The 26324-nt window shown below is 68.3% G+C and carries 27 protein-coding genes; 21 read left to right on the top strand and 6 right to left on the bottom strand.

Features of this window, described 5'->3' with window-relative positions; all coding sequences use genetic code 11:
- The first annotated feature begins 21 nt into the window (after window positions 1-21).
- The 4 genes from pcnB to AC57B8_RS07240 all read left to right on the top strand — a co-directional run bounded on the left by pcnB (window position 22) and on the right by AC57B8_RS07240 (window position 4184).
- Window positions 22-1659: a polynucleotide adenylyltransferase PcnB gene (gene pcnB / locus AC57B8_RS07255; protein WP_496479092.1), complete on the top strand. Its 1638-nt coding sequence runs from the start codon at window positions 22-24 to the stop codon at window positions 1657-1659.
- A complete protein-coding gene (folK, locus tag AC57B8_RS07250; RefSeq protein WP_496479091.1) occupies window positions 1656-2291 on the top strand; it encodes a 2-amino-4-hydroxy-6-hydroxymethyldihydropteridine diphosphokinase in 636 nt (211 codons plus the stop codon). The genes pcnB and folK overlap by 4 nt, the downstream gene beginning before the upstream one ends.
- Before the next feature lie 223 nt (window positions 2292-2514).
- Entirely contained in the window at window positions 2515-3159 is a 645-nt protein-coding gene (locus tag AC57B8_RS07245) for a DUF47 domain-containing protein (protein ID WP_056571891.1), read from the top strand.
- 14 nt (window positions 3160-3173) lie between these two features.
- Window positions 3174-4184 (top strand): inorganic phosphate transporter, encoded by a 1011-nt coding sequence (locus AC57B8_RS07240; RefSeq protein ID WP_062475084.1) that lies wholly within the window; start codon window positions 3174-3176, stop codon window positions 4182-4184.
- A gap of 59 nt (window positions 4185-4243) precedes the next feature.
- On the opposite strand, the gene AC57B8_RS07235 is transcribed toward AC57B8_RS07240, so the two are convergent.
- Window positions 4244-4690 carry a TM2 domain-containing protein gene (locus AC57B8_RS07235; protein ID WP_070062592.1) on the bottom strand — a complete coding sequence of 149 codons (447 nt, stop codon included), beginning with the start codon at window positions 4688-4690 and terminating at the stop codon, window positions 4244-4246.
- A gap of 13 nt (window positions 4691-4703) precedes the next feature.
- On the bottom strand, window positions 4704-5228 hold the full coding sequence (locus AC57B8_RS07230) for a GNAT family N-acetyltransferase (RefSeq protein ID WP_496479090.1): 525 nt from the start codon (window positions 5226-5228) through the stop codon (window positions 4704-4706).
- 179 nt (window positions 5229-5407) lie between these two features.
- Here AC57B8_RS07230 and rpsP point away from each other — a divergent pair, with 179 nt between their 5' ends.
- The 8 genes from rpsP to AC57B8_RS07190 all read left to right on the top strand — a co-directional run bounded on the left by rpsP (window position 5408) and on the right by AC57B8_RS07190 (window position 11561).
- The gene (gene rpsP / locus AC57B8_RS07225; RefSeq protein ID WP_007831311.1) at window positions 5408-5671 is read left to right on the top strand and encodes a 30S ribosomal protein S16; all 264 of its coding nucleotides are present in this window, start codon (window positions 5408-5410) and stop codon (window positions 5669-5671) included.
- A 15-nt stretch (window positions 5672-5686) separates the two neighbouring features.
- Window positions 5687-6241: a ribosome maturation factor RimM gene (rimM, locus tag AC57B8_RS07220; protein ID WP_496479089.1), complete on the top strand. Its 555-nt coding sequence runs from the start codon at window positions 5687-5689 to the stop codon at window positions 6239-6241.
- A 16-nt stretch (window positions 6242-6257) separates the two neighbouring features.
- Window positions 6258-7004 (top strand): tRNA (guanosine(37)-N1)-methyltransferase TrmD, encoded by a 747-nt coding sequence (gene trmD, locus AC57B8_RS07215; RefSeq protein ID WP_496479088.1) that lies wholly within the window; start codon window positions 6258-6260, stop codon window positions 7002-7004.
- A gap of 109 nt (window positions 7005-7113) precedes the next feature.
- Window positions 7114-7497, top strand: a complete 384-nt coding sequence (gene rplS / locus AC57B8_RS07210) for a 50S ribosomal protein L19 (RefSeq protein ID WP_056572437.1) — start codon at window positions 7114-7116, stop codon at window positions 7495-7497.
- A 127-nt stretch (window positions 7498-7624) separates the two neighbouring features.
- On the top strand, window positions 7625-8368 hold the full coding sequence (locus tag AC57B8_RS07205) for a CoA pyrophosphatase (protein WP_495260974.1): 744 nt from the start codon (window positions 7625-7627) through the stop codon (window positions 8366-8368).
- A 58-nt stretch (window positions 8369-8426) separates the two neighbouring features.
- Window positions 8427-9428: a CobD/CbiB family protein gene (locus tag AC57B8_RS07200; RefSeq protein WP_062475069.1), complete on the top strand. Its 1002-nt coding sequence runs from the start codon at window positions 8427-8429 to the stop codon at window positions 9426-9428.
- A 4-nt stretch (window positions 9429-9432) separates the two neighbouring features.
- Window positions 9433-10518, top strand: a complete 1086-nt coding sequence (gene hisC, locus AC57B8_RS07195; protein ID WP_496479087.1) for a histidinol-phosphate transaminase — start codon at window positions 9433-9435, stop codon at window positions 10516-10518.
- Window positions 10519-10535: 17 nt separating this feature from the next.
- The gene (locus AC57B8_RS07190) at window positions 10536-11561 is read left to right on the top strand and encodes a hypothetical protein (RefSeq protein WP_496479086.1); all 1026 of its coding nucleotides are present in this window, start codon (window positions 10536-10538) and stop codon (window positions 11559-11561) included.
- 25 nt (window positions 11562-11586) lie between these two features.
- Here the strand turns inward: AC57B8_RS07190 and rsgA are convergent, their stop codons facing one another.
- From rsgA to AC57B8_RS07175, 3 genes are read right to left on the bottom strand one after another with little or no spacing between them, the layout of a single operon-like run.
- On the bottom strand, window positions 11587-12546 hold the full coding sequence (gene rsgA, locus AC57B8_RS07185) for a ribosome small subunit-dependent GTPase A (protein ID WP_083259283.1): 960 nt from the start codon (window positions 12544-12546) through the stop codon (window positions 11587-11589).
- A gap of 12 nt (window positions 12547-12558) precedes the next feature.
- Complete coding sequence (locus AC57B8_RS07180; protein WP_095746391.1) at window positions 12559-12909, bottom strand: 4a-hydroxytetrahydrobiopterin dehydratase; 351 nt, start codon at window positions 12907-12909, stop codon at window positions 12559-12561.
- Between the two features lie 31 nt (window positions 12910-12940).
- Window positions 12941-14206: a M48 family metallopeptidase gene (locus AC57B8_RS07175; protein WP_070062594.1), complete on the bottom strand. Its 1266-nt coding sequence runs from the start codon at window positions 14204-14206 to the stop codon at window positions 12941-12943.
- A 62-nt stretch (window positions 14207-14268) separates the two neighbouring features.
- Between AC57B8_RS07175 and orn the strand changes: the two genes are divergently transcribed.
- The 6 genes from orn to AC57B8_RS07145 all read left to right on the top strand — a co-directional run bounded on the left by orn (window position 14269) and on the right by AC57B8_RS07145 (window position 20980).
- The gene (gene orn, locus AC57B8_RS07170) at window positions 14269-14865 is read left to right on the top strand and encodes an oligoribonuclease (RefSeq protein ID WP_496479085.1); all 597 of its coding nucleotides are present in this window, start codon (window positions 14269-14271) and stop codon (window positions 14863-14865) included.
- Between the two features lie 248 nt (window positions 14866-15113).
- Window positions 15114-17021, top strand: a complete 1908-nt coding sequence (locus AC57B8_RS07165; protein ID WP_070062330.1) for a DEAD/DEAH box helicase — start codon at window positions 15114-15116, stop codon at window positions 17019-17021.
- Window positions 17022-17237: 216 nt separating this feature from the next.
- Window positions 17238-18311 (top strand): NAD/NADP octopine/nopaline dehydrogenase family protein, encoded by a 1074-nt coding sequence (locus AC57B8_RS07160; protein ID WP_496479084.1) that lies wholly within the window; start codon window positions 17238-17240, stop codon window positions 18309-18311.
- Window positions 18301-19305: a 3-hydroxybutyryl-CoA dehydrogenase gene (locus AC57B8_RS07155; protein ID WP_496479083.1), complete on the top strand. Its 1005-nt coding sequence runs from the start codon at window positions 18301-18303 to the stop codon at window positions 19303-19305. Before AC57B8_RS07160 ends, AC57B8_RS07155 begins: the two co-directional genes overlap by 11 nt.
- Window positions 19302-20105, top strand: coding sequence for an alpha/beta fold hydrolase (locus AC57B8_RS07150; RefSeq protein ID WP_496479082.1), 804 nt, complete (start codon window positions 19302-19304; stop codon window positions 20103-20105). The genes AC57B8_RS07155 and AC57B8_RS07150 overlap by 4 nt, the downstream gene beginning before the upstream one ends.
- A complete protein-coding gene (locus AC57B8_RS07145; protein ID WP_496479081.1) occupies window positions 20102-20980 on the top strand; it encodes a quinone oxidoreductase family protein in 879 nt (292 codons plus the stop codon). The genes AC57B8_RS07150 and AC57B8_RS07145 overlap by 4 nt, the downstream gene beginning before the upstream one ends.
- Before the next feature lie 14 nt (window positions 20981-20994).
- Here the strand turns inward: AC57B8_RS07145 and AC57B8_RS07140 are convergent, their stop codons facing one another.
- Window positions 20995-21471, bottom strand: a complete 477-nt coding sequence (locus AC57B8_RS07140; RefSeq protein ID WP_099791754.1) for a MarR family winged helix-turn-helix transcriptional regulator — start codon at window positions 21469-21471, stop codon at window positions 20995-20997.
- Window positions 21472-21615: 144 nt separating this feature from the next.
- Here AC57B8_RS07140 and AC57B8_RS07135 point away from each other — a divergent pair, with 144 nt between their 5' ends.
- Genes AC57B8_RS07135 through AC57B8_RS07125 form a run of 3 tightly spaced genes read left to right on the top strand, consistent with a single transcriptional unit; the run spans window position 21616 to window position 26318 of the window.
- Window positions 21616-23808, top strand: a complete 2193-nt coding sequence (locus AC57B8_RS07135) for a thiamine pyrophosphate-dependent enzyme (protein WP_496479080.1) — start codon at window positions 21616-21618, stop codon at window positions 23806-23808.
- Between the two features lie 4 nt (window positions 23809-23812).
- Window positions 23813-25318 carry an indolepyruvate oxidoreductase subunit beta family protein gene (locus tag AC57B8_RS07130; protein ID WP_496479079.1) on the top strand — a complete coding sequence of 502 codons (1506 nt, stop codon included), beginning with the start codon at window positions 23813-23815 and terminating at the stop codon, window positions 25316-25318.
- A 13-nt stretch (window positions 25319-25331) separates the two neighbouring features.
- A complete protein-coding gene (locus tag AC57B8_RS07125) occupies window positions 25332-26318 on the top strand; it encodes a PDR/VanB family oxidoreductase (RefSeq protein WP_496479078.1) in 987 nt (328 codons plus the stop codon).
- Window positions 26319-26324 lie beyond the last annotated feature (6 nt).

Genomic DNA, 26324 nt, shown 5'->3' with positions numbered 1-26324 from the left:
CTCCTCCTCGAAAAACAACCAATGATCAAGAAATTCATCGACAAGCTGCTCGGCAAGTCCGCCGGCGGCACGCAGGGCAAGAGCCGCTTCGGCAAGCGCCAGGAGGTGCCGGCAGAGGTTCACAAGATCGATCCCGCCCTGGTCGACGAACGCGCGAAGAACGTGGTCACCACGCTGCAGCAAGCGGGCTACGAGGCCTACGTGGTGGGCGGCGCGGTGCGCGACCTGCTGCTGGGCCTGCGCCCCAAGGACTTCGACGTGGCCACCAATGCCACGCCCGAGCAGGTCAAGTCGCTGTTTCGCCGCGCCTTCATCATTGGCCGGCGCTTTCGCATCGTGCACGTGGTGTACGGCCGGGGCCGCGAGCACGAGGTGATCGAGGTCTCGACCTTCCGCGCCTATATGGACAGCGCCGCCGCCGAGCAGGTGGCCGGCAACGAACGCACCAGCAAGGGCGAGCTCGCGAGCATGAAGCACGCGGTGGATGCCAGCGGCCGCGTGCTGCGCGACAACGTCTGGGGCCCGCAGGAAGAAGACGCGGCGCGCCGAGACTTCACCGTCAACGCCATGTACTACGACCCGGCCAACCAGGTCGTGGTCGACTATCACAACGGCATCAAGGACGCCCAGAAGCTCACGCTGCGCATGATCGGCGACCCGGTCACGCGCTACCGCGAAGACCCGGTGCGCATCATTCGCGCCATCCGCTTCTCGGCCAAGCTGGCCGCGCTCGGTTTCAAGATGGAAGCCAAGACCGCCGCGCCGCTCATCGAATCGAGCAAGCTGCTGGCCGACGTGCCGCAAAGCCGCATGTTCGACGAGATGCTCAAGCTGTTGCAGACCGGCCACGCCATCGCCACGGTCGAGCAGCTGCGCAAGCTGGGGCTCGCCACCGGCATCTACCCGTTGCTCGACGTGGTGGTGGAACGCGCCGACCAGCCCTTCGTGAAGGCCGCCCTGCAGGACACCGACCGTCGCGTCGGCGAAGGCAAGCCCGTGGCGCCCAGCTTCCTCTTGGCCTGCGTGCTGTGGGCCGACGTGCGCGACGGCTGGGCCCAGCGCCAGGAAGGCCGTCACGGCCAGCGCCCGCAGCCGCCGTTCCCGGCGCTGCAGGACGCCATCGACGACGTGTTCAACTCGCGCATCGGCGATGTGTCCGGCCGCGGCAAGCTGGCCGCCGACATGCGCGAGATCTGGATGATGCAGCCGCGCTTCGACAAGCGCACCGGCTCCACGCCCTACAGCCTGGTCGAGCAGGCGCGCTTCCGCGCCGCCTTCGACTTCATGCGCCTGCGTGCCGACGTGGGCGAGGTCGGTGAAGCCATCGCCGAGTGGTGGCAAGAGTTCAGCACCGCCGACGACCTGCGCCGCCAGGACCTGCTCGAACAGGTCCGCGAAGAACAGAAGGTGCGCCAGCGCGTGCGCCTGCGCGATCCGGCCGCTGCGCCCAAGCCGCGCAGCGAGCAGCCGGCGCGCCAGAAGCAAGCCGCCGCCGAGTTGGACGAAGGCGACGGCCCCGACATCGAGGCCGACGCCGTGCCGCCGGACGGCGAAGCCGCCGCGCCGCGCAAGCGCAAGCGCCGGCGCAAGCCGCGCCCCGTGGGCGGCGGTAGCGGTGGTGGCGGCAGCGAGGGCGGCGGGAGCGCCGCAGGCGAATGAGCACGCCCGACCGGCCGAAGGACGGCAAGAAGAGCGCCCCGGCTGCCAAGGCCGCAAAAGGGGGCAAGCCCGCGCCGCGTGCGGGAAGCAAGCCGCCATCGGCAGGCAGCAAGAGTGGACCGCCCGCACGCCGCGCGCCTTCGCGTCCACGCGGTCCGCGCGAGGACTACCCGACCGTGCAGGCCTTCGTCGCCATCGGCGCCAACCTGGGCGATGCCGAGGCGACCGTGAAGGAGGCCATGGCCGCCATCGGTGCGCTGCAGCGCACCCAGGTCACGGCCCGCTCGTCGCTCTACCGCAGTGCGCCGGTCGAGGCCGAAGGCCCCGATTTCATCAACGCCGTGGTGGCCGTGCGCACCGGGCTGGACGCGGAGCAGCTGCTCATCGCGCTGCAGCGCCTGGAAACGCTGGCCGGCCGTGAGCGGCCCTTTCCCAATGCGCCGCGCACGCTCGATCTCGATCTGCTGATGCACGGCAACTCGGTGATCGAGAGCCCCACGCTGACCCTGCCGCATCCGCGCATGCGCGAGCGCGCCTTCGTGCTCAAGCCGCTGGCCGAGATCGCACCCGACAAGGTGCCACGCGCCGCGCTGGCGCGCGTGACCGGCCAGGTCATCCAGAAAATCCGCTGACCCTCGGGGGGGCGCCGGCATGCGGCCGCAACTGCCCGATCTCGCCGGCGTTGCCGCGTGCGTGCGGTTGGTCGTGGCACTGCGGCTGCCGGCCTGAGCGGGCCTGTCGCGCCGGGGCCCGAAGGTCGGCCCGACCGGTCGTTCCGGTCGCGCCCGTTAAACTCGGGAAGTTTTCACGAAGGCGTCATGAAATTGTGATTGGCGCGTCCCAGGAGTTTTTTCCATGTTCGGCAAGCTGCTGCCCCGAGAGGGCAATTTTTTTGAAATGTTCAACCAGCATGCCGAGCGCATCGTGGAGGCGGCGCGTGCGTTCGAGCAGCTCGTCACCCACTATGCGGACGTGCACCTGCGCGAACAGTACAACCGCGACGTCGACAACGCCGAGCGCGCCGCCGATCGCGTGACGCACGACGTCAACCGCCTGATCCACAAGACCTTCATCACGCCCATCGACCGCGAGCAGATCCACAAGCTCATCAACACGATGGACGACGTGGCCGACCTGATCCAGGATTCGGCCGAGACCATGGCGCTGTACGACGTGCGCCACATGACCGACGAGATCGTGCGCCTCACGGCCCTGAGCGTGAAGTGCTGCGACCGCCTCAAGGACGCCGTGAAGTACCTCGGCAAGATCGCCGACCCGGCCGTGGCCGAGGCCACGCTCAAGACCTGCGAGGAAATCGACCGCCTCGAATCCGACGCCGACCGCGTGATGCGCAGCGCCATGAGCAAGCTGTTCCGCGAGGAGCCGGACGTGCGCGAGGTCATCAAGCTCAAGGCGATCTACGAGCTGCTCGAGACGATCACCGACAAGTGCGAGGACGTGGCCAACGTGATCGAGGGCATCGTCCTCGAGAATTCCTGAGCGGGTAGCAGCCGATGACAACGGTGCAGGTCGCCCTCTGGGTGGTGGTGGTGCTGGTCGCGCTCGCGATCCTGTTCGACTTCATGAACGGCTTCCACGATGCCGCCAATTCGATCGCGACGGTGGTGTCCACCGGCGTGCTCAAGCCGGGGCAGGCCGTGGTGTTCGCGGCTTTCTTCAACCTGATCGCGATCTTCGTCTTTCACCTGAGCGTGGCGGCCACCGTGGGCAAGGGCATCGCCCAGCCCGGGGTGGTCGACGTGCACGTGGTGTTCGGGGCGCTCATCGGCGCCATCAGCTGGAACCTCGTCACCTGGTACTACGGCATCCCGAGCAGCTCGTCGCACGCACTGATCGGCGGCATCGTGGGCGCCGTGATCGCCAAGACCGGCACCAGCGGCCTCGTGGCCTCCGGCATCTGGAAGACCGTGGCCTTCATCTTCGTGTCGCCGCTGCTGGGCTTCCTGCTGGGCTCGCTGATGATGATCGTGGTGGCCTGGGGCTTCCGACGTGCCACGCCCTCTCGGGTGGACCGGTGGTTCCGGCGATTGCAGCTGGTCTCGGCCGGTGCCTACAGCCTGGGCCACGGCGGCAACGACGCGCAGAAGACCATCGGCATCATCTGGATGCTGCTGATCGCCACCGGCTACGCCTCGGCCAGCGACGCGGTGCCGCCGACCTGGGTCATCGTGAGCTGCTACGCCGCCATTGCGCTGGGCACCATGTTCGGCGGCTGGCGCATCGTGAAGACCATGGGCCAGAAGATCACCAAGCTCAAGCCCGTGGGCGGCTTCTGCGCCGAGACCGGCGGGGCGCTGACCCTGTTCCTGGCCACCGCGCTGGGCATTCCGGTGTCGACCACGCACACCATCACGGGCGCCATCGTCGGCGTCGGTGCCACGCAGCGCGCCAGCGCGGTGCGCTGGGGCGTGGCGGGGAACATCGTCTGGGCCTGGGTCCTGACCATTCCCGCCTCGGCCTTCGTCGCGGCGATGGCTTACTGGTTCAGCTGGCAGATTTTCTGAAGCACTGAAGCACTGAAGCGTCGGCGCCTCGTTCGCAGAGGCCGCCGCGCCTGATCCGGCTACTGCGAGATCTTTCGACCCTCTTCGATCTGGTGCTCGAAGTAGTGCTGGAAGCTGTACACGATGCTCGCCATCAGGATCGAGCTGCCGAAGAACAAAGACGCGACCACGGCGCCGATCGTGAGCCAGTTGGTCTGGCCCGGCGCGGCGTCGGGCGCTGCGCCGGCGTTGAAGCGGGCATTCCATTTCTCGGGCGTCATCAGGCCGTAGATGATCGCCATCAAGGCGCAGCCCGCGATCGTGAAGCCGAGCAGCGGAATCAGCGCCCAGCTCACGCCGTCGTCCACGCCGTACATGCGCAAGCGCTCGATGCCGTAGATGCCCAGCGCCGTGGGAATGGGCAGCAGCCAGCCGAGCCAGTCGCCCATGCCGCGCAGGTAGAAGCGGTGCAGGCCCAGCGGGCCCCCGAGGAAGGAGAGCCAGGCGGCCACGGTCTTGCTTTTCATCTTTTTCATCACATCATTCGGGTTTGGTGCGGCTGCCTTCGCCGAGTACTTTTTCCATCAGGACCACATCGCGCCAGGCGTCGAACTTCCAGCCGCAGTCTTTCAGCACGCCCACGTGCGTGAAGCCCTGGCTGCGGTGCACGCCGACCGAACCGGCGTTGGCCGAATCGCCGATCGCCGCGATCAGCTTGCGCACGCCGACCGCCTCGGCCGCCTGCGAGAGCGCCGCCAGCAGCTGTGCGCCCACACCCTTGCCGCGCGCGGCTTCGGACATGTAGATCGAGTCTTCGGCCGAAAACCGGTAGGCCGGCCGGGGCTTGAACCAGTTGCAGTAGGCAAAACCCAACACTTCGCCGTTTTCTTCAGCGACGAGGTAGGGCAGGTTCTTGCCCAGCACATCGGCGCGCCGGGCGGCCATGTCGGCCTCGGACGGGGGCTCGGTTTCGAAGGTGCCGGTGCCGTGCAGCACGTGGTGCGCATAGATGGCCGTGATGGCTGCGATGTCTTCGTCGCGGCTGGGGCGGAGGGTGAGGGTCATGCGGGTGAGGGCGGCGGCGCGGGGCCGGAATTCGGAGAAAAACCCGGGTCGGGCTATAATCGTGGGCTTTTCAGCGTGCGCTGGCCGGGTGGCCATGTCGCGTGTCTCGACGCTGGAAGAACATCGTGAGCGGGCCTCTTTCTATTTGAACTGGCTCGCTGACCACCCAAGGATAAATCATGGTCGTCATTCGACTCTCCCGCGGCGGCTCCAAAGGCCGTCCGTTCTTCAACATCGTCGTGTCGGACAAGCGCGTTCGCCGCGATGGCCGCTTCATCGAGCGCCTGGGTTTCTACAACCCGACCGCCAAGGAAAACGAAGAAAGCATCCGCATCGCCCAGGACCGCCTCGCGTACTGGAAGAGCGTCGGTGCCCAGGCTTCGCCCACGGTGCTGCGCCTGATCAAGCAAGCCGCTGCCGCGGCTCCCAAGGCGGCCGCCTAAGCCGCCCGCACGGCGATGCTGTCCACACTCGAAGCCGCCGAACTGCCGGCGGATGCGATCGAGGTCGGACGCATCGCCGATGCCTGGGGCATCAAGGGCTGGTTCAAGGTCCTGCCCCACAGCGCCCAGCCCGAGGCGCTTTTTTCTTCCAAGCGCTGGTTCCTGCAGGCTCCCGGAGCCTCCACGCCCGCCGCTTTCCGGCTCGCGGTCCGCGAAGCCAAAGAACATTCCGACTGCATCGTCGCCTCGTCCGAGGACGTGCCCGACCGCAATGCGGCCGAGGCGCTGCGCGGCGCGCGCGTGTTCGTGCCGCGCTCGAGCTTCCCGACCGCCGGCGACGACGAGTACTACTGGGTCGACCTGATCGGCCTGTCGGTCGTCAACCGCGAAGGCGTCGTGCTCGGCACGGTGCGCGAACTGCTCGCCACCGGTCCCCAGACCACGCTGGTGCTGACGGCCGAAGAAGACGGCAAGACCATCGAGCGCATGGTGCCGTTCGTCTCGGTCTTCGTCGACAAGGTCGACCTGCCCGGCCGCCTCATCACGGTCGACTGGCAACCCGATTTCTGACCCGGGCCGCGCGCGCATGCGCTTCGACGTCCTCACGCTCTTTCCCGAACTGTTCGCGGCCTTCATGGCCAGCGGCGTGACGCGCCGCGCCTACGAATCGAAGCAGGTCGAGGTCGTGCTGTGGAATCCGCGCGATTTCGCGCAGGGCAACTACAAGCGCGTGGACGACCGCCCCTTCGGCGGCGGACCCGGCATGGTGATGATGGCGGAGCCGCTGACGGCCTGCCTCGATGCCGCGCTGGCTGCCCGCGGCACACTGGCGCCGGTGGTGCTGTTCTCGCCCATCGGCGAGGCGCTGCGCCACGAGGCCGTCGAGCGCTGGTCGGCGAGCGAGGGTGCGGTGCTGGTCTGCGGACGCTACGAAGGCATCGACCAGCGCTTCATCGACGCGCGCGTCACGCACCAGGTCAGCCTCGGCGACTTCGTGCTGTCGGGCGGCGAGATCGCGGCGATGGCATTGCTCGACGCCGTGGCCCGGCTGCAGCCCGGCGTGCTGGGCGACGAGGCCAGCCATGTGCAGGACAGCTTCAACCCGGCGCTCGACGGCCTGCTCGACTGCCCGCACTACACCCGGCCCGAGCAGTGGAACGGGCAGGGCGTTCCGGCGCCGCTGCTCTCGGGCCACCATGCGCAGATCGAGCGCTGGCGGCGCGACCAGCGCCTGGCCATCACGGCCGCACGGCGCCCCGAATTGATCGATGCCGCAAGGGCGGCTGGCAAGCTGAACAAGGCCGATGAGGCCGCGCTGAAAAAAAAGCTATAATCCGCGGTTCCCCGATCCTCTGTCCGGCCGCGCCCGGTTTTCTAGCGGTTCTTCCGCCAAAGCCACGGCGCCTTTAGTGCAGCCCGAAACGATCGATATCCAGGAAATCATGAACCTCATCCAGACCCTCGAGCAGGAAGAAATTTCCCGTCTCGGCAAGACCATCCCCGATTTCATGCCCGGTGACACGGTCATCGTCAGCGTGAACGTCGTCGAAGGCAGCCGCAAGCGCGTGCAGGCCTACGAAGGCGTCGTGATCGCCAAGCGCAACCGTGGCCTCAACAGCGGCTTCACCGTGCGCAAGATCTCCAGCGGCGAAGGCGTGGAGCGTACGTTCCAGACCTACAGCCCGCTGATCGCCGGCATCGAAGTCAAGCGCCGCGGCGACGTGCGCCGTGCCAAGCTGTACTACCTGCGCGAGCGCAGCGGTCGTTCGGCACGCATCAAGGAAAAGCTGCCGGGCAAGTCGCAGAAGGCTGCGTCGGCCGCTTAATCAGCCGCCGTCCTTTCTGCTCAAAAAGCCGCCGCTCTGGCGGCTTTTTGCGTTGGCGCCGCGCTTCAAGACAGTTTTCCATTTTTACGCTCTACTCCTTTCATTCCGCCACAGGCCGCATCCTCTCTTGACCTCATCCACTTCCGCCCCCACGTCCTCCGCCGTCGTCGAACCCGTCAATGCCGTGGTGCCGCCCGCGTTGCTGCAGATCGACCCGCGCCAGGCGCCTTTCGTGGACGGAAGCGACGGTCTGCCGGCGGTGGTGCCGGCGCAGCTGACGGCAACGGCCCTGCGCGCGCGCTTTGCCTCGCCGCCCATCTGGACGCCCGAGCTTCGCCGCGAGCCCCGCATGACCGACCGCGTGCCGGCCCAGGCCGCCGTGCTGGTGCCGATCGTGCAGCGCCCGCAAGGCGCGACCGTGCTGCTCACCGAGCGCACCACCCATCTGTCGACCCATTCGGGGCAGGTGGCCTTTCCCGGCGGGCGCGTCGACCCTGAAGACGCCAACATCCAGGCCGCCGCCCTGCGCGAAGCCTGGGAAGAGGTCGGCCTGTCGGCGCAGTTCATCGAGGTGCTCGGCACCTTGCCGACCTACACGACCGTCACTTCGTTCGTCGTGACCCCGGTGGTCGCGTTGGTGCAGCCCGACTTCGTGCTCGACATCAACCCGTTCGAGGTGGCCGAGGCCTTCGAGGTGCCGCTGGCCTGGCTGATGGACCCGGCCAATCACCGCCGCCATGCGGTCAGCGCCACCGATGGGGTCCGTCGCGAGTGGTACTCGATGCCGTACGTCGATGGCCCGCACGAGCGCTTTGTCTGGGGCGCCACCGCGGGCATGCTGCGCAACCTCTACCGCTTCCTCGCCGCCTGAGCCGGATCGGGCGCCACCTGGGGCCAAAACCTTCAGGTGCTCTCGCTATCATCGAAGGATGAGCTTCTTTGCCATCCTGTGCGCGTTGCTGATCGAGCAGGTGCGGCCGCTGGGCCCGCACAACCCCGTGTACGGCGGCGTCCTGGCGTGGACGCGCTGGACCAGCCGCAATTTCGATGCGGGCAAGCCGCACCACGGATGGATCGCCTGGGGGCTCGCGGTGTTCGTGCCCACGCTGCTGTCGCTGGGCGTGCACTGGCTGCTGGTGCTCACGCTGGGCCTGCCGTTCGCCGTGCTGTGGAGCGTCGCGGTGCTCTACATGACGCTGGGCTTTCGCCAGTTCAGCCACCATTTCACCGACATCCGCGATGCGCTCGACGAGGGCGACGAGCCGCTCGCTCGCTCGTTGCTGGCGCACTGGCAGGGCGTCGATGCCGCCGAGCTGCCGCGCAGCGAAATCGTGCGCCACGTGATCGAGCATTCGGTCATTGCGGCGCACCGCCATGTCTTCGGCGTGCTGGCCTGGTTCTCGGTGCTTGCGGCTCTCGGCCTGGGGCCGGCGGGCGCGGTGTTCTATCGCATGAGCGAGTTCGTCGCGCGCTACTGGGCCCACAAGAACGGCGCACCGGTGCAGCCTTCGAGCGTGGCGGTGCAGGACGCCGCCGAGCGCGCCTGGCACGCCGTCGACTGGCTGCCCGCGCGCATCACGGCGCTCGGCTTCGCCGTGGTCGGCAGCTTCGAGGAAGCCATCGATTGCTGGCGCAACGACGCGCGGCGCTTCCCCAACGAGAACGACGGCGTGATCCTCGCGGCCACGTCCGGCGCGGTGAACGTGCGCCTGGGCGGCGGCTCGCTGAGCCCGATCCCGGTGGCCGATCCGCTGCCGCGCGCGCAGGCCGGCGAGTCGCCGAGCGTCGGCCGGCGCCTGGACAGCGGCAGCACACCGGGCCGCGAGCCCGAGCCCGGCCACCTGCGCAGCGTGGTCGGCCTGGTCTGGCGCTCGGTCGTGATGTGGATGGTGCTGCTGGCCTTGCTCACGCTCGCGCGCTTGCTCGGCTGACCCCATGAACACCCCGCCCGTACCGGCCTTCTGGAGCCCGCGCATTGGCGCGCTCGAGCCCTACGTGCCCGGCGAGCAGCCGCGCATCGCCAACCTCGTCAAGCTCAACACCAACGAGAACCCGTACCCACCGTCGCCGGACGCCATCGCGGCGATCCAGCGCGCGGCGGCCGACGGCCTCGAACGCTACCCCGACCCCACGTCGCTCGCGCTGCGCGAAGCCGTGGCGCGCCGCCACGGCCTGCAGGTGGGCGAGGTGTTTGCGGGCAATGGCTCGGACGAAGTGCTCGCGCACGCGTTCTTCGCCTTCTTCCAGCAGGCGCAGCCGCTGCTGATGCCCGACGTGAGCTACAGCTTCTACAAGGTCTATGCCCAGCTCTACGGCATCGCCTGCGAGCAGTTGCCGGTCGATGACGGCCTGCGCATCGACATCGATGCGTTCGCGGCGCGCGCCCGCCAGGGCTGCGGCGGCATCGTCATCGCCAACCCGAACGCGCCGACCGGCATCGGCCAGCCGCTGGCGCGCATCGAGCAGCTGCTTGCTGCCTGCCCCGATCGCGTCGTGCTGGTCGATGAGGCCTATGTCGATTTCGGCGGCGAGAGCGCGCTGTCGCTGATCAGTCGGTATCCGAACCTGCTCGTGGTGCAGACCCTGTCCAAGTCGCGCTCGCTGGCCGGCCTGCGGGTCGGTTTCGCCTGCGGGCAGGCGCACCTGATCGACGCGCTGGTGCGGGTCAAGGACAGCTTCAATTCGTACCCGATCGACCGGCTGGCCTCGGCCGGTGCCGTGGCCTCGCTCGACGACGAGGCGTGGTTCCGCAAGACACGCGACCAGGTCGTCGACACGCGCGAAGGCCTGAGCCTTCAGCTCGAAGACCTGGGCTTCGAGGTGTTGCCGTCGCAGGCCAACTTCGTGTTCGCGCGCCACCCGCAGCGCGACGCGGCCGAACTGGCTGCCTCGCTGCGTGAGCGCGCGGTGCTGGTGCGGCATTTCAGGCAGCCGCGCATCGCGCAGTACCTGCGCATCAGCATCGGCACGCGGGACCAGTGCAGCGCGCTCGTGCAGTGCCTGCAGGACATCCTGGCCTGACATCCCGAGGAAAGTCCATGCCGACCCTTCACGCCGATCCGCGCGCCGTGGCCTGCGCATCGTTCTGGCAAGCCTTGAGCGACAGGCTCGAGAGCCTGCATGCTTTGTCGGGCCACGCGCTGGTGGAGGCGTTGAATGCGCTGCTGCAGCCCTTCTTTCCGAACCTGGCGGCCGAAGTGCTGGGCGACCCGCCGGCTTTCACGCTCGTGCTGACGGCGCACGGCGCCGAAGACGATTTCGAAGACCTCATGGCGCTGGTGCGCAGCGCGCCGGCGTTGCCCCAGGTCGAGGTGGAGGCCTTCCGGCAGCGCATGCGCGAAGGTTTCAGCATGCGCATGAACGACTTCGAACTCGCCTGCTCGGACGTTCTCGTGAAGCACGAGCCCTACAAGGGGCGGGTGGCGCTGGAGATCGGCTTTGCCAAGCCCATTCCGATGGACATGCAGGATCACGCGCGCCACATGAGCCTGATCATGCTCGACCACATCCTGGGCGAGTACGACTTCGCGGTGAAGGTCGGGCCGGTCGATCACGTCGAGGCGGATGCGCAAGCGGATTTCGATGGCGTGCCGCTCGATGGCTTCGTGCCTCTGTTCGATGCGTGCTGGCGCGAGGATCTGGGCCACACCGGCGTGTTTCCCGCAGGTGAGCACGGTTGGTCCGGCCTGACTGCCACGCGCACCGCCGAGGACGGCAGCGAGGTCGAGGCGGTCGTGATGCGAAACGACGCCGCGAACGCGCTGCTCGGGCGTGCCGACCTGGGCCATCGGCTCTCGGCCGCCATCCCCGTCGAATCGGGCGAGGAACTGGACGAGGCCCGTGTCTATGAAGACCGGCTGACCGCGCTGCTGCAGACGCACGGCGAAGGCTGCTGCACGCACATCGTGCTGGAAGAGGGTGTTCGCACCGTGCACTTCCATGTGGCCGATCCGCAGGCGGCCATTGCGCATGCGCAATCGGTGCAGGAAGCGCTGGAATTACCGGTGACGCTGGCCCTGGTCTTCGACCCGACCTGGAAGTCGTACCGCACCTGGCTGGCCTGAGCGCGACCAGCCCCTCGGTGCTGCATCAGTAGCGCGTCTGGCTCAGCTCGGCGAACAGTTCGCCGTAGATCTTGTAGCGCGAGGCGCTGATCGGTCCGGGTTGCGTCGCCGTTTCGACGTTCGAGATCACGCCGCAGCCGGGTTCGTGCAGGTGGGTGCAGTTGTAGAACTTGCAGTCGCCCGTGTGCTCGGCGATGTCGGGCATGAGGCCGGCGAGCTGCATCGGCTCGATGTGGTTCAGGCCGAATTCCTGGAAGCCCGGCGAGTCGATGAGGCCCGTGGTGCGGGCCTCGTCGATCCAGTACCAGGTGGTGCTGGTGGTCGTGTGCTTGCCCGAGTTGAGCGCCTGCGAAATCTCTTGTGTCAGCACGCTCGCACCGGGCACCAGCAGGTTGGTGAGCGTGCTCTTGCCCGAGCCCGACGGGCCGAGCACCAGGGTCGACTTGCCTGCCAGCAGCTTCATCAGCGAGGCGTAGTCCGCCTCGCCCGAGGCCTTGAGCGACAGCGGCAGCACGCCGTGGTGCATGCGGCGGTAGGGCGCCAGCTTGGCCCAGGCGCGCGCAAAGGGTTCGACGAGGTCGCTCTTGTTGAGCGCGATGATGGGCGTGATGCGCTCGGCCTCGGCCGCGATCAGCGCGCGTGCCAGCTGGTGTTCGGAAAACTCGGGCTCGGCCGCGATCAGGATCAGCACATGGTCGAGGTTGGCCGCGAACGACTTGGTGCGGATCTCGTCCTGCCGGTAGAAGAGGTTGCGCCGCGGCAGCACCTCTTCGATGGTGCCTTCGTCTTCGGTGGCCTGCCAGCGCACGCGGTCGCCGACCACGGCCTGGCTCTTCTTGCCGCGCGGATGGCAGATCAGCCGCTCGCCCGTGGGCGTTTCGACGAGGCAGTGACGCCCGTGGCTGGCGACGACGAGGCCGTCGTGGTGCGCCTTCCCCGTGTTGTGCGCAGCGGGGGTGAAGGCGGCGCGGCCCGGCTTAGCCACAGGCGCGTGTCCTCATGCGGCGGGGCTCGCAACCAGCGCGTCGGCCTGCCGAGCGCAATCGAAATCGGTGATCGACAGACCGTTCACATCGTGCGTGTTGAAGCGCACCACGCAGCGGTTGTAGTGCACCGACAGGTCGGGGTGGTGGTCCTGCGTGTGGGCCACCATCGCCAGCGCGTTCACGAAGGCGATGGTCTCGAAGTAGTTCGCGAAGGTGAAGGTCTTCTCGATGGCGACATCGGCGCCGTCGCCGGTGAGCTTCCAGCCGTCGAGCTGGGCCAGGCCCGAGACGATCTCTGTGGCGCTCAAGGCCTTGCGGGGCGGAAGGTTCTTCCAGTCCTTGGGTTTGAACATGCTGCTCATGAGGGGCTTCGCTGAAAAGGTGGGTCGAGGGTCACGTCGCGGTCATGCGCGCAAGGCGCTCGGAGGCGGGCGGGTGGGAGTAGTAGAACTTGACGAACACCGGGTCGGGCGTGAGCGTCGAAGCGTTGTCCTGGTAGAGCTTGAGCAGGGCGGCCGACAGGTCGGCGCCGCTGGTCTGCGCCACGGCGTAGGCGTCGGCCTCGAACTCGTGCTTGCGCGACAGGCGCGCCGGCAGCGGGGCGACGAAGAAGCTGAACACCGGCACGGCCAACATGAACAGCAGCAGCGCCAGCGCGTTGTTGGGCGCGGCCGGCGACAGGTTGGGCTGCACGCCCAGGCCGGCGTAGAACCAGACCTGCGTCGAGACCCAGCCCAGCAACGCGAAACCGGCCAGGCTCAGCGCGAACATCGCGATGAGCCGCTTCACGATGTGGCGGTGCTTGAAGTGGCCCAGTTCGTGCGCGAGCACGGCCTCGACTTCGCCGGCGTTGAGCTGGCGCAGCAGCGTGTCGTAGAACACCACGCGCTTGCTGGCGCCGAAGCCGGTGAAGTAGGCGTTGGCGTGCGCGCTGCGCGTGCTGCCGTCCATCACGAACAGGCCCTTGGCGGCGAAGCCGCAGCGCTTCATGAGCGCCGTGACGCGCGCCTTGAGCGTCGGGTCGTCCAGCGGCTTGAACTTGTTGAACAGCGGCGCGATGAAGGTCGGGTAGATCAGCATCAGCAGCAGGTTGAAGCCCATCCACGCGCCCCAGGCCCAGAGCCACCAGAGCGTGCCGGCCGCACCCATGAGCCACAGGATGAGCGCCGCGATCGGCAGCCCGATCAGCGCGCCGAGCAGCGTCGACTTGACGGTGTCGGTGAGCCAGAGCTTCCAGGTCATCTTGTTGAAGCCGAAGCGCTCCTCGAGCCGGAAGGTCTGCCACAGCGTGAACGGCAGCTCCAGCAGCCCGCCGATGACGGCAAAGGCCGCCAGCAGCGCCAGTTGCTGCACCATGCCGCCGCCCAGCCACACCAGCAGCAGCTTGTTCAGCAGGTCGAGCCCGCCGAGCAGCGTCCAGCCCAGCAGCAGGGCGGCGCCCCAGGCCATCTCGACGAGCCCGAAGCGCGCCTTGGCGATGGTGTAGTCGGCCGCCTTCTGGTGGGCGGCCAGCGTGATCGTGCTGGCGAAGGCGGCCGGCACGGCGCCGCGGTGACGCGCCACGTGGCGCACCTGGCGGGTGGCCAGCCAGAACTTCACGAGCAGGCCCGCCACGAGCGCCGCCGCGAAGGCAAGGGTGAAGATGAGCGAATAAGACATCATGAAGCGGCGAGTTTAGTCCGCGGCCCATGGGGGTGCAGGCCTTCGACGACAATCCTGCGATGCCCGAATCCCTTGACCCGACGCCCCCCGCAGCCGCCCCCACCCTGAAGAAAAGCGACCAGAACCTGGTCTGGCTGGACTGCGAAATGAGCGGCCTCGACCCCGAGAAAGAGCGCTTGCTCGAGATCGCCGTGGTCGTCACCGGCCCCGACCTCACGCCCCGCATCGACGGCCCCGTGCTCGTCATTCACCAGAGCGACGCCGTGCTCGACGCCATGGACGCCTGGAACAAGGGCACCCACGGCCGCAGCGGCCTGATCGACAAGGTGAAAGCCTCCACGCTGGACGAAGCCGCGGCCGAGCAGCAGCTGCTCGAATTCATCGCCAAGTACATCCCCAGGAGCGGCTCGCCGATGTGCGGCAACACCATCGGGCAGGACCGGCGCTTCCTGGTCAAGTTCATGCCCAAGCTCGAGGCGTACTTCCACTACCGCAACCTCGACGTCAGCACCCTCAAGGAGCTGGCCAAGCGCTGGAAGCCGGCGGCCTACGCTGCCTTCAAGAAGCAGCAGGCGCACACCGCGCTGGCCGACGTGCACGAGTCCATCGAGGAGCTGGCGCACTACCGGGAAACCTTCCTGCGCTTGGCGGATTGACAACAATTAGGTAAAAACCCGAAGCCGTGCCATAATTGCAGGCTTCGCTGATTTGAACGCGTCTTTGGACACAGATCAGCGTCTCTCGCATCTCCCTATCTTGCACACCGCGCCCGATCGCATCCGCTGATCAAAAAGGGCCGCAGCCTCCGACGAAAGCCGGAAGTTGAATGTCGTTGGATGGTTGATGTTTTTAACCACCAACGGGGCGCCGCCTACGGCAGCGCTCGCGTTTGAGATTGATATTCATGACCGACGCTTTTGAAGCGCAGGGCGAACTCGCGCCTGTGCAATCCGCTACCCACAACGAATTCACCGCTGTCGCGGAAACCGTGTCCGAGGCTCCGATCCTCGACGCACTGGACGCCGCAGCCCCCGAGGCAGCCGAAGCCGAGGCGCCCGCCGCGCCCAACGGTTTCATCAAACTGGGCCTCGCCCCCGAACTGATCGCCGCCGTGGCCGACATGGGTTTCACCCAGCCGACCACCGTGCAGGAAAAGGTCGTGCCGATCGCCATGGGCGAAGCCGGTTCGGCCCGCTTCGTTGACCTGATGGTCTCGAGCCAGACCGGCTCGGGCAAGACCGCCGCCTTCCTGCTGCCCGTGCTGCACACGCTGATCAAGCGCCAGGCCGAAGCCGAAGCCGAAGCCAAGGCCGAGTTCCAGCGCCTGGCCGCTGAAGCCGCTGCCCGCGGCGAAGCGCCGCTCAAGAAGCCCAAGCGCAAGGACCCGACCAACGCCCGTCATTTCAAGGCCGCCACCCCCGGCGCCCTGATCCTGTGCCCGACGCGCGAACTCGCGCAGCAGGTTGCACACGACGCCATCGAACTGGTGCGCCATTGCCGCGGCCTGCGCGTTGCCAACGTGGTGGGCGGCATGCCTTACCAGCTGCAGATCGCCAAGCTGCAGAACGCCGACCTCGTGGTTGCCACGCCGGGCCGCCTGCTCGACCTGCAGCGCTCGCAGCAGCTCAAGCTCGACCAGGTCAAGTTCCTGGTCGTCGACGAAGCCGACCGCATGCTCGACCTCGGCTTTGCCGACGACCTGGCTGAAGTCAACCAGCTCACCATCGAGCGCCAGCAGACCATGATGTTCAGCGCCACCTTCGCGCCGCGCATCCAGCAGCTGGCCCAGCGCGTCATGCGCGAGCCGCAGCGCATCACCATCGACAGCCCGCAAGAGAAGCACGCCAACATCAAGCAGTCGCTGTACTGGGCTGACAACAGCCAGCACAAGCGCAAGCTGCTCGACCACTGGCTGCGCGACACCAGCATCAACCAGGCGATCGTGTTCGCCAGCACGCAAGTCGAGTGCGACGGCCTCGCCAACGACCTGCAGCAAGAAGGCTTCAGCGCCGTCGCGCTGCACGGCGCCCTGAGCCAGGGCCTGCGCAACCGCCGCCTGATGGCACTGCGCCAGGGCCAGGTGCAGATCCTGGTGGCCACCGACGTTGCCGCCCGCGGCATCGACGTGCCGACCATCACCCACGTCTTCAACTTCGGCCTGCCGATGAAGGCCGAGGACTACACCCACCGCATCGGCCGCACCGGCCGTGCCGGCCGCGATGGCCTGGCCATCACGTTCGCCGAGTTCCGCGATCGCCGCAAGATCATGGACATCGAGCACTACAGCCGCCAGCAGTTCAAGGCGGAAGTGGTTGCCGGCCTCGAGCCGCAACAGCGCATGCCGCAATCGCGCCCCCCGATGGGCGAGTACCGCGGCGGCCGCGGCGACAACTTCTCGCGCGATCGCAAGTTCGGCAACGGCGGTGCGGGCGGCGGCGGTGGCTACCGCGGCAACAACAACGGTGGCGGCTATGCCGGCGCCAGCGGCTTCAACGACCGCAATTCGCGCGGCCCGGCCCAGGGCCAAGGCCCGCGCGGCTTCCAGGGCGGCCAGAACGCCGGCTTCGGCGGCGGTCGTGACGAAGGCGGCAATGGCGGCGGCTACGGTCGCAAGCCGGGCTGGGGCGACAGCGCCCCGCGCGGCGGCCACGGCCATGGCGGCGGTCGCGGCGACGGCGGTTTCGCACCCCGTGAAGGCTTTGCACCCCGCGAAGGTTTCGCACCGCGCGGCAACGGCGCCGGCCACGGTGGCCCGGGCAAGGTGTTCGTGCCCCGTGACGCGCAAAAGCGCGCGTTCAAGCCCAGCCGCTGATCGCCCCCGCAAACGGCCCTGAAAAGGGCTGCTTCCCCCCAAAAAGCCCGCGCTTCTCACGAACGCGGGCTTTTTCGTTGTCGGGTTTCCGAGCACTCCGGCGCCCATGAAGTTGGTTGACATCTGAATCGATGAAAAGTAATGTAATAGCGCATTGCTTCTCCCCGGTCCGTTCGCGGCTGCCGGTTCATCGACACCTGTTCTCGACTTTCGATCATGAAAATTGCGATTCTTGGGGGTGGCCACGGCGCCTATGCGGCCGCCGCGGACCTGTCTGAAACCGGCCATGAAGTGCGCCTGTGGCGCCGCGACGCCGCCGCGCTCGAACCCGTCGTGCAGGCCGGCGCGATCACGCTGAAAGACCTTGCCGGTGCGCGCGAAGTGCCCGTCGCGCTGGCCACTGCCGACATCGGCACCGCGCTGAAGGGCGCCGAACTCATCGTCATTCCCACGCCCGCCATCGCCCAGCACGACATCGCGCTGGCCATGGCGCCGCACCTGGTCGACGGCCAGGTCGTGTTCCTGCCGCCGGGCACCTTCGGCAGCTACGTGATGGCACAGGCGGTGAAGGCCGCCGGCAACCGCGCCGACGTGGCCTGGGCCGAGACCGGCACCTTGCCCTACCTTGCGCGCAAGCATGGCGAGCGCGAAGTCAACGTCACCATCCGCGCGATCCGACTGCCCACCGGCGTCTACCCGGCGCGCAAGGAGGCGCAGGCCATCGAGGTGATCCGCCGCGCCTACCCGGCCGTGCACGGCTGCGGCGACGCGCTCTCGGGCGCGCTGATGAACGCCGGCCCCGTCATCCACCCGCCGCTGATGGTGATGAACGCCGCGCCGCTGCAGCACTTCGAGCGCTGGGACATCCACAACGAAGGCACGCAGCGCGCCGTGCGCGACGTGACCGACCGGCTCGACCGCGAACGCATGGCCGTGCGCGAGGCCTTCGGGCAGGGCGCGCCGCACTACCCGCTGGCCGACCACTACAACAACGACCAGTGGATGTACGGCGACGCCCACAAGCAGCTCGTCAAGTCGGGCGACTGGCGCGAGAACATCGACCTGCACACGCACCGCTACATCACCGAAGACACGGAGCTCGGGCTCGCCTTCCTGGCCTCGGCCGCGCGCCATGCGGGCGTGGATGCGCCCATTGCGCACGGCCTGCTGGCCATCGTCGGCGGCTTCCTCGGGCGCGACCTGCGCCAGGGCCCGCGCACCTTCGAGAGCCTGGGCCTGGCCAGCCTGAGCGCGAGCCAACTCAAGCAGAGGCTGCACGATGGCGAATGAGCCCGCGCTGCCGCGCTTTGCCGCCGTGGGCGCCGGCCGCATGGGGCGCGGCATCGCCATCGCGTTCGCCTATGCGGGCCACCGCATCGCGCTGATCGACCTGCGCCCGCGCACGCCCGAGGCCTGGCAGCGGCTGCGCGACGAGGCGCAGGCGGAAATCACTGCGAGCCTCTCAGGCCTTGCACAGCTCGGTGTGATCGATGCCTCGCAGGTCGAACGCATCGCCGCGCGCGTGGATTTCGTGAATGCAGCCGAAGCACCGCGCGCGCTGGCCGCTGCCGAGCTCGTGTTCGAAGGCGTGCCCGAAACCACGGAGGCCAAGCGCGAGGCCTTCGAGCAGCTCAACCGCCATTGCCGCGACGACGCGATCCTCACCTCGACCACCAGCAGCATCCTCGTGACGCAGCTGGCCGCGCTGGTGCGCCGGCCCGAGCGCTTCCTGAACATGCACTGGCTCAACCCGGCCTACGTGATTCCCGTGGTCGAGCTGAGCTGCCACCCCGGCACCGACGCCGGCGTGCTCGCACGCACCAAGGCACTGATGGAGGCCATCGGCAAACTGCCCGTGGTCTGCGGCGCCTCGCCCGGCTACATCGTGCCGCGCCTGCAGGCGCTCGTGATGAACGAGGCGGCCCGCATGATCGAAGAAGGCGCTGCCACAGCGGAAGAAATCGACAAGGCCACGCGCTACGGCCTGGGCCTGCGCTTCGCGGCGCTCGGCGTGGTCGAGTTCATCGACTTCGGCGGTTGCGACATCCTGCACCACGCGAGCCGCGAGATGTCGGCCTCGCTCGACGCAGGGCGCTACACCGCGCCGGCCATCGTCGGGCGCATGGTCGAGGAAGGGCGGCTGGGCCTGAAGAGCGGCAGCGGCTTCTACGACTACGCGGGCCGCGACACCGCCGCCTACCGGCGCGATGTGCTCTCGCGCACGCTCGGCGAACTCAAGCACGCGGGCCTGTGGCGCGCGCCAGCCGACGAGACGCTGTCATGACGATCCGCCGCGCCTTCGCCGACCTGTCGGTGGGGCAGGTGCACCACGCCGTGTGCGGTGATGCGCAGGCGCCGGCCGTGCTGCTGCTGCACCAGTCGCCGCGCAGCTGGGCCGAGTACCGCGAGGTACTGCCGCTGATCGCCGGCGCGGGCTACCGCACCATCGCCATGGACACGGCGGGCTTCGGCGATTCAGCCGACGGCGGCGTGCCGGCAAGCATTGCGCAGTGGGCGCGCGTCGCATGCGAGCTGCTCGATGCGCTCGGCATCGCGCAGGCCGACGTGGTGGGGCACCATACCGGCGGCGTGATCGCGATCGAGCTGGCCGCGGCGTTTCCCGAGCGCGTGCGCAGTCTCGTGCTCTCGTCCACGCCGTACACCGACGAGGTGTTTCGCCGCGCCCGCGCGCAGCGTCCGCCCATCGACGAAGTGGCGCCCAGCGACGATGGCAGCCACCTCGCCGCGCTGTGGCAGAAGCGGCAGGCCTTCTATCCGCCGGGACGCCCTGACCTGCTCGAGGCCTTCGTGCGCGATGCGATGAAGGTCGGCCACCGCGTGGAAGAAGGGCACCGCGCCGTGGCCTCGTACCGCATGGAAGAGCGCATCGGCCGCGTGACGCAGCCGACGCTCATCGTGCGCGCCACGCTCGACCCCTTCGCCGCACCGCATGCGGCGGAGCTGCAGCACCAGCTGCCGCAGGCGCGCATCGTCGACATCGACGGCGGCATGGTGCCCTTGCCCGACCAGATGCCTGAGGCCTTCGCGCGCACGGTGCTCGACTTCCTGGCGACACGGCCATGAAGGCCGTTCGCATCCATGGCTTCGATGCCGCGCCGGTGCTCGAAGACGTGGCTGACCCCGCGGCGCGACCCGGCCGCACCCTCGTGCGCATGCAGGCCGCCACTGTGGGCCACATCGACCGCACCGTGTGGCAAGGCCGCTTCCTGCAGCATCCGCCGCTGCCTTACACGCCGGGCGTCGAAGCGGCGGGCGTTGTCGTCGCGAGCGAGCGGTATGCAGAAGGGCAACGCGTGTGGTTGCGCGGCAGTGGCTTGGGCACGCTGTTCGACGGCACCTGGTGCGAGCTGATCGATGCGCCTGACGACGCACTCGGCGTGTTGCCCGATGCGGTGCCGATGCCACTCGGCGCGGCGTTCTTCTCGCCCACCACATCGGCGTGGGTCGCCTTGCATGAGGTCGCCCGATTGCAGTCTGGAGAGCAAGTGTTGGTGACGGGCGCAAGCGGCGCAGTGGGTTCTCTGGTGATGCAGCTGGCACGCGATGCAGGTTGCACCGCAACGCCTGTCGATCCAAAGGCCGCACCGCCTGAAGTCGCCAGCGCCGACCTGCTCATCGACACCGTCGGCGGCGACGTGCTCGCCGCCGCCTTGCCTGCCGTGCGCCCCGGTGGCCGCGCCGTGCTGGTCGGCTACACGGCTGGCCCAACGCTGCACCTGGACATCGCGCACTTCCTGCAGCGCGACGTGGCGCTGCTGCCGCTCAACATGTTCAGGCGCGAAGCCGCGGGCCGCGCAGCCGCTCCAGAGTTGCTTGCGAGGCTGGCCGACGGCCGCCTGCACCTCGACGTGCAGCCCTTCGCGCTCGCCGATGCAGCCCTCGCGCTCGACTGGATCGCCCAACGCGGCCATCGCGGTCGCGCGGTGCTCGTGCCCTAGCCGGGCCCCGCGCCTCAGTCTTCGTCCGGCACCTCGACCGGCACATGCACATGCAGGTCGATCATCTGCCGCAGCGTCTGCTTGAGCTCTTCGGCGCGTCGCAGGCCGAAGGGTTCGAGCACGCGGCGCTCGTGTTCGCGCGCCAGTTCCATCAGGTGTTCGACCGCCTTCAGCCCCGCGGGCGTGATGCGCACCAGCGTGATGCGGCGATCACTTTCATGGGGCAGGCGTTCGACCTGGCCGCGCGCTTCCATGCGGTCGAGCAGCCGCGTCACCGTCGGCTGCTTGGTCACCGTCACCTGCGCGAGCTGGCCGATGCTGACCGCGTCGCTGCCCGCCAGCGACGCCATCACGCGCCACTCCGACACCGAAAACCCCTGCTGCCGCGCCACTTCGTGGAACTCCGACGAGATCAGCTGGCTGGCCTGCGCCAGCAGCGCGGGCAGGTAGTCATCGACGAAGCGATGCGTTTCCTTGAGCGGTTCAGACATGAAGGCGCCTCCTGTTTGCCGCAGGCATGCGGATTGCATGGCTAGGGTAATTCATGATTGTGGATACATTCATTTCTAAACATTATAGGAACCGTGATGTGACCCCGGGGCCGCATCCTCCCACGAGAAAGAAGAAGGACATCCATGGCTGAGCGTTCGTTCGTCGAAGAAGTCAAGAAGCTGAGACTTACTGGTGGAGAAGTGTTCCGTGGCGAAGGCATTCTGGCCGTCACCAAGGCCCTGCTGGAGTCGGGGGTGTCGTATGTGGCGGGCTACCAGGGCGCGCCCATCTCGCACCTGATGGACGTGCTGGCCGACGCGCAGGACATCCTGGCCGACCACGGCATCCGCTTCGAGAACAGTGCCAGCGAAGCCACCGCCGCCGCCACGCTGGCCGCCTCCGTCAACTACCCGCTGCGCGGCGCCGTCACCTTCAAGGCGACCGTGGGCACCAACGTGGCGTCCGATGCATTGGCGAACCTGGCCTCGGGCGGCGTCACCGGCGGCGCGCTCATCATCGTGGGCGAGGACTACGGCGAAGGCTCGTCGATCATGCAGGAGCGCAGCCATGCGTTCGCCATGAAGTCGCAGATCTGGCTGCTCGATCCGCGGCCCAACCTGCCGAGCATCGTCGATGCGGTGAAGACCGGCTTCGATCTCTCCGAGGCCAGCAACACGCCCGTGATGCTCCAGTTGCGCATCCGCGCCTGCCACGTGCACGGCCACTTCATCGCCGGCGACAACAAGCGCGCCAAGTTCACGCTGAAGGACGCGCTGGAGAACCCGCAGCGCGACGTCAGCCGCATCGTGCTGCCGCCCGCGAGCTTCGTGCATGAACAAGAGAAGGTGAAGGACCGCTGGCCCGCCGCCGTGCGCTTCATCGAGGAGCGCCAGCTCAACGAGTTCTTCTCCGAAGACGCCGACGACATCGGCATCATCGTGCAGGGCGGCAGCTACAACACGCTGCTGCGTGCGCTCGAACGCCTGGGCCTGGCCGACGTGTACGGCGAGACCCGCGTGCCGCTGTATGTGATGAACGTGGCCTACCCCGTCATCGAGAGCGAAGTCATCCGCTTCTGCGAAGGCAAGCGCGCCGTGCTCATCGTGGAAGAAGGCCAGCCCAACTTCGTCGAGCAGAACCTCGCGACCATCCTGCGCCAGGCCGGCTCCACCACCGCGCTGCACGGCAAGGACATGCTGCCCGTGGCCGGCGAGTACACGACGCTCGAACTGCTCAAGGGCACGCGCGCCTTCTGCGAGCGCTACGAACGCCTTGCGCCGCTGCCCGTGCCTGCACCGGTGCGCAAGGTGATTCCGCTGAAGGAAGTGGCGGCGATCGGCGTCGATGCCGCGCCTGAACCCGCCGAGCCGTCGAGCGCACTTGGCGACGTGGTGCATTCGCGTCCACCGGGCTTTTGCACCGGCTGCCCCGAACGCCCCATCTTCAGCGCGATGAAGCTGGTCGAGCGCGAACTCGGTGCGCACCACGTGAGCGCCGACATCGGCTGCCACCTGTTCTCGATCCTGCCGCCCTTCAACATCGGCAACACCACCATGGGCTACGGCCTCGGCGGTGCAGGCGCTTCGGCACTCAACGCACCGGCCGGCAAGCGCGCGATCTCGATGATGGGCGACGGCGGCTTCTGGCACAACGGCCTGACGAGCGGCGTGGCCAACGCGGTCTTCAACAAGAGCGACAACCTCACCATCATCGTCGACAACAACTACACCTCGGCCACGGGCGGGCAGGACATCCTCTCGTCGACCGCCGTCAACAAGACGCGCAGCACCGGCCACGAGATCGAGCGCGCCGTGCGCGGCGTGGGCGTCGAGTGGGTGAAGACGATGCGCCGCACCTACGACGTCGCCGGCATGCGCGACGCGCTGAAAGACGCACTCACCACCACCAAGAAGGGCCCCAAGGTCCTCATCGCGCAGTCGGAGTGCATGCTCAACAAGCAGCGCCGCGAGAAGCCGCTGGTACGCAAGGCCATCGCCGACGGCAAGCGCATGGTGCGCGACAAGTTCGGCGTCGATGCCGACACCTGCACCGGCGACCACTCGTGCATCCGCCTGTCGGGCTGCCCGTCGCTCTCGATCAAGCCGAACCCCGATCCGCTGCGCATCGACCCCGTCGCCACCGTGCTCGACAGCTGCGTGGGCTGCGGCAACTGCGGCGACGTCTCGCACGCCGCTGTGCTGTGCCCCTCGTTCTACAAGGCGCAGGTCGTGAGCAACCCGACCGCCTGGGACCGCTTCCGCCAGCGCGTGCGCACCACCGTCATCGGCTGGCTGCAGCGCGGTGACGCGCGCCGCCGTGACGCCTATGCCTTCTGACGCCATGACGAACAAGGTTCAACCCATCAAGATTGCCATCCTCGCCATGGGCGGGGAGGGCGGCGGCGTGCTCGCCGACTGGATCGTCGACATGGGCGAAGCCAACGGCTACGTCGCCCAGACCACCTCGGTGCCCGGCGTGGCCCAGCGCACCGGCGCGACCATCTACTACGTCGAGCTGTACCCCGACGCGCAAGCGCAGTCCGACGGCGGTCGCCCGGTGCTCGCGCTGATGCCGCTGCCGGGCGACGTCGACGTGGTGCTCGCCTCCGAGCTCATGGAAGCCGGCCGCGCGGTGCAGCGCGGGCTGGTCACGCGCGACCGCACCACGCTCATCGCCTCCACGCACCGCGTTTTCTCCATCGCCGAAAAGAGCGCCATGGGCGACGGCCGTGTCGACAGCGAGCAGCTGCTTGCCCATACCGCGCGCGCCGCCAAGCGCTTCATCCGCTTCGACATGGCGCAGGCCGCCGAAGCCTCGGGCAGCGTCATCAGCGCTGTGCTCTTCGGCACGCTCGCGGGCTCGGGCGTGCTGCCGTTCGGCCGTGCGCAGTTCGAGGCCACCATCGAGCGCGGCGGTGTGGGCGTGAAGCCCAGCCTCAAGGCCTTCGGCGCAGCATTCGATCGCGCGCAGGACGGCGACGACGGCGAACCCGCGAAGGTCGCACCGGCCGCCACGCCCGCACCGCAACCGCGCCACCCGGCCGTGCGCGCGCTGGTCGAGCGCGTGCAGCGCGACTTTCCGCTGCCCGCGCACGACTTCCTGCTCGAAGGCGTGCGCCGCCTCATCGACTACCAGGACCTGGCCTACGCCGGCCTCTACCTCGACCGCATGGACGCCGTTGCCAAGCTGCCCGACGACGCCCACCGCCTGCTGCGCGAAACCGCGCGCCACCTCGCGCTGTGGATGTCCTACGAAGACACGGCCCGCGTCGCCGCCCTGAAGACCCGCGCCACCCGCTTCGAGCGCGTGCACGGCGAGGCAGGCGTGCAGCCGGGCCAGCTGCTCGCCATCCACGAGTACATGCACCCGCGCCTGCAGGAAATCTGCGAGACGCTGCCCGGCGGCCTCGGCCGCTGGCTCATGCATTCCACGTTGCCCAGGAAGATCGTCGAGCGCTTCACGCAGCACGGCCGCGTGATCCGCACCAGCTCGCTGCGCGGCTACCTGATGCTGCGCATGGTCGCGGCCTGCAAGGGCTGGCGCCGCTCGACGATGCGCTACGCCGACGAAAACCGCCGCATCGAGGAGTGGCTGCAACGCATCGCCGCCACCGCGCCACGCAACCCCGCGCTCGCCGTCGAACTCGCCCAGTGCCAGCGCCTGGTCAAGGGCTACAGCGACACGCACGAGCGCGGCCTGCGCAACTACGACACCGTGATGCGCGCGTTCGAGCGTGCGGGTGCCGCGCTGGCGCCCGCCACCCTGCGCGAACTGCGCGACGCGGCACTCGCCGACGAACACGGCCACAAGCTGCAGGCCGCGCTGGTGCAGCACGCCTTGGCCTGAAGGGACCCGAACCATGACCGCCCCCACGCTCCAGCTTCGCGTCGCCGAAGCGCGCGCCCTCAACCCGCTGATCCGCCTGCTGCGCCTGCGCGCCGAAGACGGTCGCGCGCTGCCCGGCTTCGCCGCCGGCGCGCACATCCGCGTGCAGGTGACGCTGGCCGACGGCACCACCGACTGGCGCCACTACTCGCTCATCAACTTCTCCACCGAGCGCAACGCCACCAACGCCCCGACCGACTACGTGATCGCCGTGCGCAAGGAGGCCGAAGGCCGTGGCGGCTCGCGCTTCATGCACGAAGGGCTGGCCGAGGGCAGCGTGCTCACCATCGAACCGCCCAAGAACGACTTTCCGCTGCACACCGGTCCGGGCGGCACGGTGCTGGTGGCCGGCGGCATCGGCGTGACGCCGCTCGCCTCGATGGCCGCGCGCCGCCGTGCTGAAGGCGCCGCCGTGCGCATGCACTACGCCGGCCGCAGCCGCGACCTGATGGCCTTCCTGCCCGAGCTGCAGGCGCTGCTGGGCGACGACCTGCGCGTGCACGCCGACGCCGAGGCCGGCGCGCCGCTCGACATCGACGCGCTGCTCGACGCCGTGCCCGCCGGCGACCGCCTCTACGTGTGCGGCCCCAAGGTCATGCTCGACGCCGTGCTCGCGCGCACCCAGGCCCGCGGCTGGGAGCACGATCGCGTGCACTTCGAGCTCTTCACCGAACCCGTCGTGGAGGAGGGCGACCAGCCCTTCGAGGTGGAGCTTGCCCAGTCGGGCCAGCGCTTCACCGTGCCGGTGGGCCAGAGCATCCTCGACTGCCTCATCGAACACGGCTGCGACCCGATGTTCGATTGCAAGCGCGGCGAATGCGGCGTGTGCGCCGTGCCCGTGATCGAGGGCGAGATCGACCACCGCGACTACGTGCTCACCGCCCGCGAGAAGGCGGAAGGCACCGTCATGCAGATCTGCATCTCGCGCGCCAAGGGAGCGCGCCTGGTGCTCGACCTCTGAGAAAAG

The sequence above is a fragment of the Variovorax sp. BGA-UO-ETr-C22 genome (assembly GCF_059567965.1).
Note: the sequence above shows the minus strand (reverse complement) of the source record. Positions and strands in the feature narration are given on the sequence as shown.